This is a genomic window from Treponema sp. JC4 (assembly GCF_000260795.1).
Lineage (GTDB): Bacteria > Spirochaetota > Spirochaetia > Treponematales > Treponemataceae > Treponema_D.
Genome location: NZ_AJGU01000002.1, coordinates 177,975 through 193,318, shown reverse-complemented (window position 1 = coordinate 193,318; position 15,344 = coordinate 177,975). Strand labels below are relative to the sequence as shown.

The 15,344-nt window shown below is 42.8% G+C and carries 12 protein-coding genes; 1 reads left to right on the top strand and 11 read right to left on the bottom strand.

Annotated elements, in window-relative coordinates:
* Positions 1 to 11: 11 nt before the first annotated feature.
* From MSI_RS02030 to MSI_RS01990, 9 genes are all read right to left on the bottom strand, one after another.
* The gene (locus tag MSI_RS02030; protein ID WP_009103139.1) at positions 12 to 1,433 is read right to left on the bottom strand and encodes an NFACT RNA binding domain-containing protein; all 1,422 of its coding nucleotides are present in this window, start codon (positions 1,431 to 1,433) and stop codon (positions 12 to 14) included.
* Positions 1,434 to 2,144 carry an ABC transporter ATP-binding protein gene (locus MSI_RS02025; protein WP_009103138.1) on the bottom strand — a complete coding sequence of 237 codons (711 nt, stop codon included), beginning with the start codon at positions 2,142 to 2,144 and terminating at the stop codon, positions 1,434 to 1,436.
* Positions 2,137 to 3,009 (bottom strand): ABC transporter ATP-binding protein, encoded by an 873-nt coding sequence (locus MSI_RS02020; RefSeq protein ID WP_009103136.1) that lies wholly within the window; start codon positions 3,007 to 3,009, stop codon positions 2,137 to 2,139. The genes MSI_RS02025 and MSI_RS02020 overlap by 8 nt, the downstream gene beginning before the upstream one ends.
* Positions 3,009 to 4,118, bottom strand: coding sequence for a branched-chain amino acid ABC transporter permease (locus MSI_RS02015; RefSeq protein ID WP_009103135.1), 1,110 nt, complete (start codon positions 4,116 to 4,118; stop codon positions 3,009 to 3,011). The genes MSI_RS02020 and MSI_RS02015 overlap by 1 nt, the downstream gene beginning before the upstream one ends.
* 18 nt (positions 4,119 to 4,136) lie before the next feature.
* On the bottom strand, positions 4,137 to 5,021 hold the full coding sequence (locus tag MSI_RS02010; protein WP_009103133.1) for a branched-chain amino acid ABC transporter permease: 885 nt from the start codon (positions 5,019 to 5,021) through the stop codon (positions 4,137 to 4,139).
* Positions 5,022 to 5,108: 87 nt separating this feature from the next.
* Positions 5,109 to 6,542 carry an HD-GYP domain-containing protein gene (locus MSI_RS13755; protein ID WP_009103131.1) on the bottom strand — a complete coding sequence of 478 codons (1,434 nt, stop codon included), beginning with the start codon at positions 6,540 to 6,542 and terminating at the stop codon, positions 5,109 to 5,111.
* Positions 6,543 to 6,681: 139 nt separating this feature from the next.
* The gene (locus MSI_RS02000; protein ID WP_009103129.1) at positions 6,682 to 7,854 is read right to left on the bottom strand and encodes an ABC transporter substrate-binding protein; all 1,173 of its coding nucleotides are present in this window, start codon (positions 7,852 to 7,854) and stop codon (positions 6,682 to 6,684) included.
* 276 nt (positions 7,855 to 8,130) lie between these two features.
* The gene (gene ilvB / locus MSI_RS01995; protein WP_009103128.1) at positions 8,131 to 9,876 is read right to left on the bottom strand and encodes a biosynthetic-type acetolactate synthase large subunit; all 1,746 of its coding nucleotides are present in this window, start codon (positions 9,874 to 9,876) and stop codon (positions 8,131 to 8,133) included.
* Positions 9,877 to 10,116: 240 nt separating this feature from the next.
* A complete protein-coding gene (locus MSI_RS01990; RefSeq protein WP_009103124.1) occupies positions 10,117 to 10,776 on the bottom strand; it encodes a hypothetical protein in 660 nt (219 codons plus the stop codon).
* A 44-nt stretch (positions 10,777 to 10,820) separates the two neighbouring features.
* Here MSI_RS01990 and MSI_RS01985 point away from each other — a divergent pair, with 44 nt between their 5' ends.
* Positions 10,821 to 11,723, top strand: coding sequence for an alpha/beta hydrolase (locus MSI_RS01985; RefSeq protein ID WP_009103121.1), 903 nt, complete (start codon positions 10,821 to 10,823; stop codon positions 11,721 to 11,723).
* A gap of 133 nt (positions 11,724 to 11,856) precedes the next feature.
* On the opposite strand, the gene MSI_RS01980 is transcribed toward MSI_RS01985, so the two are convergent.
* Positions 11,857 to 12,510, bottom strand: a complete 654-nt coding sequence (locus tag MSI_RS01980) for a hypothetical protein (protein ID WP_009103119.1) — start codon at positions 12,508 to 12,510, stop codon at positions 11,857 to 11,859.
* A 130-nt stretch (positions 12,511 to 12,640) separates the two neighbouring features.
* Positions 12,641 to 15,235: an AAA family ATPase gene (locus MSI_RS01975; protein ID WP_009103118.1), complete on the bottom strand. Its 2,595-nt coding sequence runs from the start codon at positions 15,233 to 15,235 to the stop codon at positions 12,641 to 12,643.
* Positions 15,236 to 15,344 lie beyond the last annotated feature (109 nt).

The window sequence follows — 15,344 nt, the reverse complement described above, 5'->3', positions numbered from 1 at the left end:
TAAGCCAAAAGTTATAACTGCGCTTCTTCGTGTAAAAAATCAAGTCTTGAAAGCCTTTCTTTATCAGGACTTATGCAGAGATTCTTTTCCTGCGTTGGGATTACAAGACCTTTTGGACCATTCTTTGCCCTGCGTAAATATTTTACATGAGTATAGTATAAATCAACTTTGGTATTATTTCGAGCCTTTGAATAGTAAACCGCAAGATTTCCAGCGTCCAGAAGAATATCCAGAGGTACGGTTTTGTTTTTTTGGGCCTTAATAAAAACGTAGCCGCCTGCAAAATCACGTACATGCAGCCACAAGTCTTCCCCGCGAACGTGACGGCGCAAAAGCTCATCATTTTCGTTAGCGTCGCGGCCAACATAAATCAGCCAGCCGTTTACGGTGTATTCCAGTCCAGGGTGAGTTTTCTTCTGTTTCTGAACAGGCGTAGAATCCCGGCGCAGCATCTGTTCTATTTTTACAGGATTTTTTTCTGCCTTAATATCCGCATACTGTTTTTCAAGCTTTTCCAGCTGCAGGCGGGCAATCTGAATGTCGTGTTCCAGCTCTTCTGCCCCGCTCACAGCCTTCTTGTAATTTTTATAGTATTCTGCCGCATTTTCCTGAGCAGATTTCTTGGGGTCAATCAAAAGCCGCACGGTTTTTCCGCTTTCGTAGTCCTCGCATTCCAGGTATTTTGAAGAGCCGTCAATCAGGTGTCCGTAAGACATAATCAAATCGCCCTGATGCTTAAGCTGAGGCGCGTTCTTAAAATCTTCCTGCTTGTTCAAAAGGTTATTGAGGGCGTTTTCCCGCTTGGATTTTACGCTTTCATACCATTTTTCAGCCTTTTCCAGAAGTGACTCGCGGCTAAGGTTGTCTGCGTGCTCGGAGTACCAGTAGTCGATATAAGAATTGAAAGATTCCCCTTCCCACTCTCTTACCGGGAATCTTTCTTCCGCCTCTTTCAGCTTTTCTTCAATCACGGCAGGGGGAATAAAGGTTTCGCCCTTCATTTCGTATCGTTCCGGCCTGCGGAACATGGAATCTAAAACAAAATCATTTTGGTCACACAAAATTACGTTTGCTGCATTGTTCCACAGACGGATGTACATATTAAAGCGCTCCTCGTCCGAATGAGAAAGCTCCATTTTAATAACGCGTTCAAGACCAATCTGGGCACAGGTATTTATGCGGCATCCCTTTATTTTTGACTTAAGGAATTCCATAAAGCGCAGCGGCTTGGGATTTTTTGTAATTTTGCGCCTTGTTTCATTTATGCGCACCGAATTCTGAGCCGTACAAATCAGGACTGTTTTTGCAGTCCCTTCTTTGTAGGTGTAAAAGGCAAGAGTGTCATAACCCGGCTGGATTATGTCCTGAATAAAAGCCCCCTGCAGATTCAGTTCGCTTAAAACAAGGTTGATTTCGTTACAGTTTAAAGACACTTACTTTTTCTTTCCTAAATATGCTTCGCGTACTGTCGGATTTTCAAGAAGTTCTTTTCCGCTTCCCTGAAGAACGATTTCGCCGGTTTCAAGGACATAGGCGATGTCGGCAGTTTTAAGAGCCATGTTAGCGTTCTGCTCAACAAGAAGAATTGTAACGCCTTTTTTGTTGATTTCGCGGATGATGTCAAAAATCTGCTGAACGATAAGCGGTGCAAGGCCAAGAGAAGGCTCATCAAGCATAAGAACTTTAGGGCGGCTCATAAGGGCGCGTCCAACGGCCAGCATCTGCTGTTCACCGCCGGAAAGAGTTCCCGCAAACTGCCAGCTTCTTTCCTTCAAACGTGGGAAAAGCTCATAAATCCATTCAAGGTCCTTCTGAATGGTTTCCTTGTCGTTACGGAGGTAAGCGCCAATCATAAGATTTTCAAGAACTGTCAGATCTGAAAAGACGTGGCGGCCTTCCGGAGAAAGGGCAATTCCTTCTGCACAGATTTTATTAATAGGGCTCCAGATCAGCTCTTTGTTATCAAGTCTGATAGAACCTTCCTGAGGTTTTACAAGTCCGCTTATAGAACGGAGGAGAGTTGATTTTCCGGCTCCGTTTGCGCCAATCAAAGTTACGATTTTTCCGTCAGGAACTTCAAGGTTGATTCCGCGAAGGGCCTTAATTCCGCCGTATGATACATGTAAATCAGATATTTTAAGCATTTGCTTCCCCCTCGTCAGTTTCATTGTCGCTTTCACCAAGATATGCCGAAATAACTTCAGGATTATTCTGAATTTCTTCCGGAGTTCCCTGAGCAATCAAAGCTCCAAAGTTCAAAACGTAAATGCGGTCAGAAATGTCCATTACAAGGTCCATATGGTGTTCAATCATAAAGACTGTAAGGTGGAAATCATCGCGGATTTTTCTGATAAAGTCTGTAAGTTCTGCAGTTTCCTGAGGGTTCATGCCGGCTGCCGGTTCATCAAGCAAAAGAAGGCTTGGATTTGTGGCAAGGGCGCGGGCAATTTCCAGGCGGCGCTGAAGTCCGTATGGAAGTGAAGTACAAAGCTCGTTGCGAACCTCGTAAAGTCCCAGGATTTTCAAAAGCTCTTCAGTTTCCTGGCGCTGCTTTTTTTCTTCCTTTGCATTCAGACGGAAGGTTGCCGTAAAAATATTGCTTGTTTTACGCATGTGTTTTGCAATCAGAACGTTTGTAAAAACAGTCTGGCTCTTCCACAGACGGATATTCTGGAAAGTGCGCGCAATTCCAAGTTTTGTAATTACATCAGGAGTTGGTTCAAGGCGTTTTGTGTAGTCGCCGCGGTTAGTTCCTGCGTAAAGCTTTTTCATTTTTCCGGCAGGGAAGTTTTCTACAATTTCCTTACCGTTAAAGTAAACTGCGCCGTTTGTAGGAGCGTAAACACCGGTTACAACGTTGAAGGCGGTTGTTTTTCCGGCTCCGTTAGGACCAATCAGCGAAACAATTTCGCCCTTATTTACATTAAGTGAAAGATTATTTACTGCCACAACGCCGCCAAACTGCATTGTGATGTTTTTCATTTCAAGAACTTTTTCTAAATCTGCCATTATCTTACCTCCTTGAAATCAGGATTTTTTCGTCCCTTAAAAGGAGATTTTGCTTTTATTGCCTTTAATCTTTTTACTATTCCGGCAAGCGAAAATTCGTGCTCGCCCATAATTCCCTTCTGGTAGAAAAGTACAATCAGCATGATTACAACCGAGAATACAACCTTGCGGAAGCCCGGACGAAGAATCTGAAGAGATGTAAAGTTGAGGTTTGCGTTGTCTAAGAAGCGCAGCCACCATTCAGAGCAGGCAATAAAGAGGAAGGATGCAATGCAGCTGCCTGTAACGCTTCCGATACCGCCGATTACGACAATCAGAAGGATTTCGTAGGTCATTGCCGATTTGAACTGGCTGGCCTGAATTGTTGTCTGGAACATGGCAAGAAGGGCTCCTGAGATTCCTGCAAAGAAAGAGCTGATTGTAAAAGAAAGCTGCTTGTGTTTTGCAAGGTTGATTCCCATTGCTTCTGCCGCAACTTCATCATCGCGGATGGCCTTGAAGGCGCGTCCGTAAGTTGAATTAATCAAAAGCATGATGATTGCAATACAGATTCCGCTTACCGCAAAGTAAAAGAGGGTCGAGCGGAAAACCGGATATTTACGCAAAAGGTTTGAACCGTTTGTGATTACACCAAGCTTATCCCACTGGAAAATGGCGCGGATGATTTCTGCAAAACCAAGAGTTGCAATTGCAAGGTAGTCAGACTTTAAGTGAAGAACTGGAAGTCCGATTAAATATGCAAAAAAGGCTGCAACAAGGCCTGCAAGAATCAGGGCTGCAAAAACAGGAATTGTAAATTGGATTGCTCCTCCGTCAAAATACTGGTAAACCTGGGCACGGGCACTTACAGGGATTGTAAAAATTGCGTAAGTGTAGGCGCCCAGCAGCATAAAACCTGCCTGACCAAGACTGAAAAGGCCTGTAAAACCGTTCAAAAGGTTCATTGAAACGGCAACAAGGGCGTAGATTGCACCTTTTTTAAGTACGGTGAAGAGAATGTGGGTTGGAGGAACGATTGCTTCAAGAACTGCAACAAAGGCAAAAAGAAGCACCAAAAGTCCCCAGCTGATTATCTGATATTTTTTATCTTTAAAACTTATTTTTTCCATCTGATTTCTCCGGTTTGATTAAACTTTGTCGGTAACTTTTTCACCGAAGATACCGGTCGGCATAAACATAAGAACACAAATCAAGAGAACAAAGGTAAAGGCATCGCTGAAGGTTGTAAGGCCCACACCCTTGATGATGTTTTCGCAGATACCGATTAAAAAGGCACCGATTACAGCGCCCGGAATGGAACCGATTCCGCCGAATACTGCCGCAACAAAGGCCTTTAAGCCAGGCATACCGCCGACTGTAGGGGTAACTCCCGGGTAGTTACTGAAAAAGAGGATTGAACCGACTGCCGCAAGGAAGGAACCGATGATAAAGGTCATGGAAATAACCGAGTCGATTTTAATTCCCATAAGCTGGGCTGTTTCAAAATCCTTGGAAACGGCACGCATTGCCATTCCGATTTTTGTATGATTAATCAGAAGAACAAGGGCTACAACCAGAAGAATAGTCAAAAATGGAGTGATAATTGTAACCCGCTTTGTGATTGCACCGGCGATTGTGATTGAATCGCTGATCCATGGGATTGTCGGATATTTTTTAAGAAGACCGCCTGTTACATAAAGGGCAAGGTTCTGCAAAAGATAGCTCATACCGATTGCGGAAATCATAATTGACATGCGGGGAGCTGTGCGCAGAGGCTTATAGGCAATGCGTTCAACTGCAAATCCAAGCAGAACTGTCAGAATGATTGTAAAAGGAATTGAAACCCAGAGAGGCATAACGCTGTAGGAATAAATCATAATAAGACCCGCAGCCATAAAAACGTCACCATGCGCAAAGTTGATTAAGCGCAGGATACCGTAAACCATTGTGTAACCGATTGCTATGAGCGCGTACTGTCCGCCCGTAGAAATGCCGGCAAGAATATAAGGAAGGTTATTTTGTAAAAAATCCATCACTTTTTCCTATAATTTTAAAATATCTTTGTAATTATATAGAAAAATGATGATGAAAAAAAGGGGGATTTAGGGGAAGGTTTGCCGCTAAGCCTTATTGGAATTTACCTTAGATTTAAAGCTTTCATTAACCTTTACTATTTTTTCCTTTATGTTCAAAAATTCCTGTGCAATAACAGGATCAAAGTGACTTCCTTTTCCATCTTCAATGATTTTAAAGGCTTCTTCATAAGTCATAGGTTCTTTATAGATTCGTTCTGAAACAAGAGCGTCAAAAACATCTGCCAGAGCCATAATTCTTGCGCTGAGTGGAATTTCTTCACCGGAAAGCTTATCAGGGTAGCCGCTTCCATCCCATCTTTCGTGATGATGAGCGGCAATATCGGTTGTAATTTGAATATATTCCGGCTCTTCATAACCGTCAAGAATTTCGTGAACTATTCTTCCGCCCTCTGTTGCGTGCCTTTTCATCTGATTGAATTCTTCTTCAGTAAAACGGGCAGGCTTTTTAAGGATTGCATCCGGAACAACGATTTTTCCTATGTCATGCATAGGTGCGGCGCGTTTTAAATATCTTATATAGCGGGGTGTAATTGTTTCAGAAAAGAGATTTTTTTTCATCAGCTGAATGGCAAGTAATTCTACATAAGTCATTGTGCGGATAACATGTTCACCTGTGTCTTCGTCACGGTTTTCAACAAGGTTGGAAAGGCTTTCGATTGTGTGATCCTGCATCTTGATGATAAGGGATTTGCTCTTTTCCAGCTGTGTTGTCTGATTGAAAATTTCATTTTCCTTTTCAGAAAGTTTCAGCTCTGTTGTTATTAGTTCCTTATTTGAAAAACTGTTATTGAAAATAAACATAATCAGGAAAACAATTGAGTATCCTGTGTTAATGACAGATAAGCCCGGAATTAAAAACTGGATGATTTCTGCAAGCTGAGGAATAAAAATAAAGCTTATGGTAATGGAAACCTTTGTTCTTCCAATTGTTCTTCTGTTTACCAGCATGTAAAAAATCAGGTTTGCGTATAATACAAGCTGAACTATTCCAATCAGGTAGAAATGATGTGCCCGGGAATAAATGTTATTTTCATCAATCTGGTAAAGGACCTTTTTGAAAGGTGTCAGAATCAGCAGGATAAGTAAAACGGCTGTGGAAAGGATTATGATTCTGAAAAATATTTTTTTACAGTATTTTAGTTTATTAACTCTGTCCAGAAATATTTTCAGTTCTATGAACATAATCCCCAACAGAATAAAGCCAAGACCGTAATAAATAAAAAGTGCTATTGGCAGAATTATGTGATTAATGGGGCGTGAATTGCCATTAAAAGTCATGACGAAAATGTCTGAGACAGACATAAGGATGTTTAATAACATCATATAATGAAACCATCTGTGAAGATTATTTAAATCGTCATGATTTGTTTCATTTATATGGCTTGCAAAAATGGAAAGAAAAACAATCAGCCCTAAAACAATATTGTAAATGTCTTGAGTAATATTTACTGCTAACACAATTTAATTATAACACTTTTTTGTAAAAAGGCAAAAGAAACAGAGGGGAATAAGCGGGCGTTGCGGGCGGCGTTTGAGCCCGCAGAGAGGGTAGGCGGCAACGAAGTGCCGCCGGAGGGAGAGACTTCTCCCTTTTAATTTATTTAACGCTCTGCTGAGCTACGAAGTCCCATTTACCAGTTTCGTTGTTTACTTTCTTAACGTAAGCTACGTCGCGGACTGCGTCGCCGTTCTGGTCGAATGCGATTGCGCCAGAAACACCTTCGTAAGTAACAGAAGGAAGAGCCTTCATTACGTCAGCGCCTTTTGTGCTTCCTGCAGCTTTAAGAGCTTCCAAAGCTGTGTAGTAAACGTCGAATCCCATTGCAGAAACTGCAGCGATTTCGTCATCACCACCGTTGTTTGTTTTAGCAGTTGCGTTTGCGTTCAAATATCCGCGGAAACCGTCAACGAATGAAGTAACTTTTGGATCTGAAGAACCTTCAACGAAGAATGTTGTTACATAAATCTGAACTTTTGTTCCCTTAGCCTGTGCAAGAACAACGTTAGAGTCCCATGTATCACCTGCAAGGATAGGAAGTGTCATACCCTGTGTGTTAGCCTGCTCAATGATGAGGGCAGCGGCTTCAATTGAAACTGGGCTGAAGAATACGTCTGCACCAGTTTTTTTAGCGTTTGCAACGTATGCTGCAAAGTCAGAAGTTCCGTCCGGGAAAGTTTCTTCTACAACTTCACCGCCGAGCTTTTTGAAAGCTTCAACAAAGTATTTTACAAGTCCGCCCGAGTAGTCGTCACCGAGCTTAGAAAGACAATATGCTTTTTTAGCAGCGAATTTATCAGCTGCGAGGTTTGCAAGAACAGTTCCCTGGAATGGATCGAGGAAGCAGATGCGGAAGTAGTGTTCGTTACCAAGTGTAACCTGTGGGTTTGTACATGTAACACCAATTGCAGGAACGTTAGCAGCTGCAAAAGTATCGCTGGCAGCGATTGAAACGCCAGAACCGTAAGAACCAAGAACTACAGAAACGCCTTTTGAAATAAGTTCAGAAGCTGCAGTTACGGCTTTATCGTTTGAAGATTCGTTATCTACGATTTCAAGCTGAACTTTGTACTCTTTTCCGGCAATATTAACGGTTGGAGTAACCGAATTAGCGTACTGAATACCCAAAGTTTCCTGTTTTCCGCCGGCTCCGTTATCACCAGAAGCTGGTTCAAAAACACCGATTTTTACTACGGCAGCTTTTTCTCCGCCGCAAGACACGAATGCCGCAGCCATCAAAGCGGCACACACACCAAGCAATACTTTTTTCATAATCTCCTCCAAGTAAAATGAAAATGTTGCTTGTATGATAACAAAAAGTTCCGAGAGTTTCTATATAAAAGAACACTCAGAATTTAATTTCTGCTGTTGTTAAAAATTATTCATAAATTTGCAAGTTCTGGTAACAGCAGCATCAACTTTTGCATTGCAAAAGTTGACATTAAAATTTTCCTTAATTCCTGCTACGGTTAAAAAATCACTTTATATTAAAGTTCTCCTAACCGCAGCATCAGCTTTTGCTCTGCAAAAGCTGACATTTTATGCAAATTAATCCCTGATACTGTCAATATTAGCCTTTCCGCCTGGAACGAATGGTAATACGTCTTCTTCGTGGCCTACGCTAACGCGGACAAAGCATGGCTTGTTGGCGCGCTTGGCATCGAAGGCTTTTTTGTACCAGTCAGGGTCGCTGTCGGCATCGGCGGTTTCAATTCCAAAACCTTTTGCGATGGCGAGCAGGTCTGGCTGGTGGCCGAAAACTGAGGCGCTGTAGTTTTTGTCAAAGAGGTATTTCTGCTGCTGGTAAACCATACCCAAAGTTCCGTTCTGGAAAACGATAACTGTTACTGGAAGGTTATTTTCTGCAAGAGTTGCAAGCTCCTGAATGTTCATCATGATAGAACCGTCGCCGCTGAAGCAAACTGTGCGCTTGTCTGGATTTGCGATTGCAGAACCGATTGCGGCTGGCAGACCAAAACCCATTGTTCCAAGGCTTCCTGAAGTAAGGAAGGTGCGAGGCTTTTCAACCGGGTAATACTGTGCCGCCCACATCTGGTGCTGGCCAACATCTGTTGTAACGATAATATCGCTGGCCTTAATTCCAGCTTTTTCTGCAAGAGCAGGAACCGAACTTATAAATTCGCGTGGATTTGTAAGTTTTGCGTCGTTTGGACGGCCACAGGTAATAGAATCATTTTCCTTCTTTATATTACGGATTTTTTCAAGCCAAACGGCGCGGGCTTCTGCCTCCTGCCATGCAGCACCGTATTTTTCCTGCTTTTCAGAACTCAACTGAACTAAAACCGGGAAAACCGATTCAACATCTGCAACAACCGCAATATTTGCTTCAAGAATCTTATTTACTTCTGCCGCATCAACATCAATGTGAACAATTTTTGCATCCGGGCAGAACTTTTTTACAACTCCTGTGGCGCGGTCATCAAAACGAACACCAGCTGCAATAACAAGGTCTGAATCGTGCATGGCAAGGTTAGCGGCATAGCTTCCGTGCATACCAACCATGCCAATCCAGTTCTCAGAGCTTTCCGGAATACAGCCGATTCCCATTAAACTTGAAACAACCGGCAGACGGTAACTCTTCAAAAATGCAGCAAGCCCCTCTGCTGCAGCAGGACTGTTACAGCCTCCTCCGCAATAGAGAACCGGGCGTCGAGCCTTAACCAGTGCGTCTGTAATCAAATCCATTTTCTGGGCATATTCGTTAGCCGGAGTATGGAAACGGATATCATGCAGTTTTATGCTCTGAATATCAGGCCAGGCATCAAATTCAATTTCCTGCAGCTGAATGTCGCGCGGAACGTCAATCAAAACCGGGCCCGGACGGCCGTTTACCGCAATTTCAAAAGCCTGAGGAATTACAGTCAAAAGCTCAGCCGCCGATTTTACCATTACTGAATGTTTTGTGATTGGAAGGGAAAGCCCAAAAGTGTCAGCCTCCTGGAAGGCATCTGTTCCCAAAAGATAGGTGTTTACCTGGCCGGTAATCGCAATAATAGGAATAGAGTCACAGCGGGCATCTGCAATTGCAGTCAAAAGGTTCATAGCGCCCGGGCCGCTTGTTGCCATACAAACCGCAGGCTTACCTGTAGTTCGGGCAATTCCCTGGGCAATAAAGCCCGCAGCCTGCTCCTGGCGCACTAGGACGTGGTGGATAGAGCTTCTGTTAAGTTCGTCATAAAGCGGAAGGATAGAACCTCCCGGAATACCTGCCACCGTGTCGATTCCGTACATTTCCAAAAGTTTTACGATAATCTGTGCGCCTGTCTGTTTCATATGCACTCCTGTGTAAGCCCGCCGGTCAAAGCGGAAATTATTTATATAACAAAAAAGGCTTTCCTTTTACCGGAAAGCCTTTTCTTATATCAGTGTTTATGTTTTTCTAATCACTATATAACAAATCTTCCGGTTTATCTGAAAACCTTAAGGACGAGGACTGTTACGACTGTGACTAGAAGTTTTGCGTTCATAATTAAGCGTATTTTGCCAAAAATCATGCGGAAAGTCAAGATTAGACTAATTTAAAACTCTCCAGCTTATTCCTGCGAATATTCTGTGCCCGCTTGCCGTATCAAAAGAGATTTTACCATCAGATTTTAAGATACTGAGGGGAAGAACATATTTATATCCTGCTGTAAGCGACAGATTTTCCCAAAGCCATAATTTGTAAGCGGCTTCTGCAGAAAATTCCGGAACAAAGAAGGAAATTGTTGATGAGGTTTCGTTTTTAGAAACTGCCATTCTTGTGTAAGCAGCTCTGAAGCCTGCTGATACTGCAATAGAATGCATATGTGCAAAGGTAAGTTGAATTGCGGGCGCAAGAGAGGCTCCTAAAGTGAATTGTGCGTATTGCTCACTTGTTGAAACCGAAGTTATAAATTGTCCGCTACTCCAATCCAGATACTGGTCATTTTCTACAGAGTCAATTTTAAACAGGCCTGCTCCTAAATCTATTCCTGCAAAAAGACCAAAGTCAAAGATACTGTTCTTTACCAGCCAGAATTGTCCCTGAACTTCTGCTCCAAAATCTGTGACTGTAAAATCTTCGCTGTATCCCGTTGTTTCATATTTTGTAAATAAAGCCTGGCCGAATAATCTTGGGCTTAATTCAATGCTTGCAAAAGACATTGCAGAGCAGAATGTTAGTATTGCAATAAATAAAAATGATTTCTTCATATCTTTTATTGATTATATCAAATTTTGCATCCATAATTAATATTATGACAAACCCAATTCATAAAATAATAGCAAACAAAATACGCAGACAGTGGGCTGAAGGTGATGCAAAACGCGATGCCGGCCTTACAATTTCTGATAAAGTAAATATCTGTGATAATATTTCTTACGGTTCTCACGGAAAAGATAATCTTCTTTGTGTTTACACTCCTAAAAATGCAGAAGGAAAGCTTCCTGTAATCATAAATATTCACGGCGGCGGCTTTTTCTATGGTGATAAAGAGCTTTACGGACTTTATTCGGCTGATATGGCGGAACGGGGCTTTGCAGTAGTCGTTTTTAATTACCGCCTTTGTCCGGAAAATCTCTATCCAGCCCCTCTTGTGGATATCAATAACGTTACAAAATGGGTTTTGACGAATTGTGAAGAGTTTAATTTTGACCGCGAGCGTATCTATATTGTTGGTGACAGTGCGGGCGGCCAGCTTGCCTTGAACTACACGACTATTCTTTCAAATCCTGATTACGCAAGACTTTTTGCAAAGGATTTTGAAGTACCGTCTTTTATTCCGCGTGCAGTCTGTCTGAACAGTGCTTTGTGTATTCTTGTTAAGGACGGAAAAACTGATGAAGGTGCAAAACCGATTTTAGTTTCATACCTTGGTTCTAACCGTAAAATAAAGAAAAATATTGAGCGTCTTGATGTTCAGAAATATATCACTTCAAGCTTTCCTCCGGTATTCGTAATGACTGCCCCGAATGATTTTCTTTATGCTCAGGCAAAGCCCCTGCACGAAGTCTTTTTGTCCCGTGGTGTAAAATCAGAATACCACGTTTACGGACAGCCTTCCGATGACTGGGCAGTTCACGTTTTCCACCTGAACCTCCGCCTGCCAGCCGGCCGCCTCTGCAATGATGACGAAGCGGAATTTTTGAAGAAAAATTAGTTTTCCGCAGAAATCCTCAGGAAAGTAATTTCACTCTTCCAGTTGAAAATCATATATTTTTTTTTTTGATAAAAAAAGCCGTCACTTGTGATAAATGACGGCTAAAACATTCTTTTAAATTAATTTAATAAAATTATTCGTCAAATTCTGTGCCGGTGTAGCGTTTGCCTATATTTGTACAGAATCCAAGATAAATTTTGTTAGAGTACATAGAATCCCATTTATATTCTGAGTTATTAACTTTGAAACCAAGTGGCAGACCTAATTCGTATCCGATATTGAATCCAAAATGATTTCCAGCCCAAAGTTTATAACCAAAATCCAGAGTGAATTCTGGATATGTGATAAATTTTGTATTTTCACTTTCTTCGCCATATCCACCAATTTTTGTTACACTTGCAGGAAATCTAAAGCCTGGTGCAAAAAATGCAGAATGGTGCTCAGCAAAATTTATCTGAACAGCAGGTGCTATAGAAAAGCCTATTGTTGCCTGTCCTTCTGTATTTGTTACATCTGCAATTTTGCTCTGATAAACACCGCCTCCGAAATCAAGTGCTGTGTTTACACCAATGTCTAAAAGCCATGGATGAATAATCCAGAAGTTTGTTTCCAATTCAAGTCCAATGTCAACGAAACTTGTTTTTGTGTCATATGTGGTTGTTAAAAATTTTTCAGAGCCTTTGAAAGTCGGAAAATCTCCAAAAACACGTAAATTGATTTCCACATTTGCAAACATCATTGTTACAGATGTAATTGCAACAGCCATAAGTGATAATACTTTTTTCATCTTTTATTTCTCCTTTTTTTTAGATGAGTTATATATTAACTATACAAAGAAAAGAGAAGGAAGCAATTCGAAAATCCTAAGATATATTTAAGAAGTTATTCAGATGATATTTTGAAATTCTTAATAAAAGTTATTCAGAAGCTGAAACCCGTAAGAAAGTAATTTCGCTTTTCCAGTTGAAAATTGTTTTTGAGCATGCTGCAAGAAGCAGGTTTACGATTTTTTGTAAATCGGAGGTGCCGACTGCATCGCACATTTTGGCACCGTAGGCTGACTCGGTGTTGAACCATTTTTCTATATCGTCCGGCGTAATGCGGCGTTTTTCTATTACTTCCTGGGTGGCGGCTTTTACGGTAAGACCACGCTTACGGAAGGTGTTTGCAATAAAGGTTCCGTCCCAGCTGAAAAGAGGATTATCAGTATTTCCAAAGAATTCTTCTTCAGCTTCTTCCATTTTATCAAGAATCGGGGCAAAAGAACCCAAAGTTTCTGCCGTCAAAATCTGCTGGGAAACTAATTTTCCTATGTGCTGACCCTTGCATGGAATCTTCTGAGAGACAATTGTAGACCAGCCTTTTGCGAGGGGGCTTTCCCAGGCAAAAACTTCGTCGTCTGAGGCAACCATTGGAGTTTCGCTTTCGGAAAGGACGTTCTGTAAAATATCTGCTTCAACTTTTTGTGGGGTGAGGACACCCTTAATTCCATCTGCCAGGGCAATAATCGAAGCTTCTGAGGCAAAGGGGTCAACAAAGAAAAGGCGGTCAAAAAGAGCTCCCTTATACTGGAACTGAACCAGAACATCGTAAAAATCTTTTTCGGTCATAAAGTCCTGAGACATGGTCTTTCCCCGGACTTTTAATATAGGGCGGTCAAGAGTTCCCAGTGTACGGCCATACTGTTCCAGAATCTGTTTTCCCTGCTCTGTGCGGCAGACTCCGCAGGTTACTCCTTCCGGAGTTTTTCTTGCAACTTCCCATAAAAGAAGGCCGTTATCTGCATTCCAGACAAGAGAGCGGTGGTGACGGGCAAGCTCCGCCATGGAAATCATGCTGTCGCGGATTCCAAGAAGCACTTCGGCCCGGTTCGAATCAAGGCGCTGCTGCCAGAAGCGGTCGGCCCGGTTTAAGATGACATCCTTTGAAGCATCCTTTGGACTGAAGGTAAGGTTTTCTGCCTTTTTGCCGTCGCCGCTCTTAAAATGCTCGTTAATCCACCACTGGCTGATTGGATTTTCTCCAAATTCTGATTTTGCACAGGATTTTGCGGTAGGAGAACGGGTTCCCTGTTCCGGCATAAGATTTATAGAACCTGTTTCTTCCGGGGCAGTTGCAAGCTCGTCTATGTTTATGTCGTCCGGTGAGTTTGCTTTTTCAAGGATTGATGCAATCTGAATCTCACGAAGAGAAAGTACGTCATCTCGAATCTGACCTTCGTAGCCCTGGGTACTTGGTGTATAAAATACTCGGCCGACAAGGCTGTCCGGTAAATACTGCTGGGCAACCCAGTGGTCGCGGTAAGCATGAGGGTAGAGGTAGCCGGCACCGTGTCCAAAGCCTTCTGCATCGCGGGAAGAATCTTTAAGATGATTTGGAACTTCAATATCTTCTTTTTCAACGGCACTGAGGGCATCAAAAAAGGCCATGCTGGAGTTTGATTTTTTTGCTGTTGCAAGATATAGCGCTGCGTGAGCCAGAAAGTAGCGGCCTTCCGGCATTCCAACGCGGTCAAAAGCCTGGGCACAGGATTCAACTACGGAAATTGCCATAGGATCTGCAAGACCTGTATCTTCGCAGGCAGAAATAAGCATGCGGCGGAAAATAAAATGAGGATCTTCTCCTGCACGAACCATGCGGGCCAGCCAGTAAACGGCTGCATCCGGGTCGCGGCCTCGAAGAGATTTTATAAAGGCTGAAATAATATCGTAGTGGTAGTCGCCGTCGCGGTCGTAAAGGACAACCTTTTTCTGAATTGATTCCTCTGCGGCTTCTTTAGAAACGTAAATCTGACTTCCCCAGGCAGGAACCGGAGGCTCATCATATGGCTTCCATACTTCCGGCGTAGTTTCAACGGCAAGTTCCAGGGCGTTCAAAAGCGAGCGGGCATCTCCGTTTGCGGTTTCAATAAGATGTTCCAGGGCGCCGTCTTCAAACTCCACCTTCCAGTGGCCGTAGCCGCGTTCTGTGTCGTTCAGCGCCTGATTTGCTGCCTTTCTTAAATCATCTTTTGTAAGGGCTTTAAGCTGGAATACGCGGGAACGGCTTACAAGAGCCTTGTTTACCTCAAAAAAAGGATTTTCGGTAGTTGCACCAATCAAAATGATTGTTCCGTTTTCTACCCATGGCAAAAGGGCATCCTGCTGGCTTTTGTTCCAGCGGTGAACTTCGTCTACAAAAAGAATTGTGCGGCGGCTGTAAAGATTATAAAAATCCTCTGCCTTTTTGATAGAATCGCGTATGTCTGCAACGCCGGTAAGAACGGCATTGAGCGTAATGAAGTTTGATTTTGTGTGATTGGCAATTACCCGGGCAAGGGTGGTTTTACCGCTGCCCGGAGGTCCGTAAAAAATGACAGATGTAAGCTGGTCTGCCGCAATGGCGCGGCGAAGAAGACGACCCTTTCCAACTATGTGGTCCTGCCCGATGTACTCGTCAAGGTTGCGGGGACGCATGCGGGCCGCAAGTGGCTCTGTAGAACGTTTTGCCTGTGTAAATAAATCATCTGCCATAGAAAATAGTATAAACTAAAATGATTTAAAACGCAAAAATCGCTACCGGTTGCAGTCTGTGATTCAAAACCGCGCGATATCGCGCTACACGTTGATTGTGGCAAAGAAA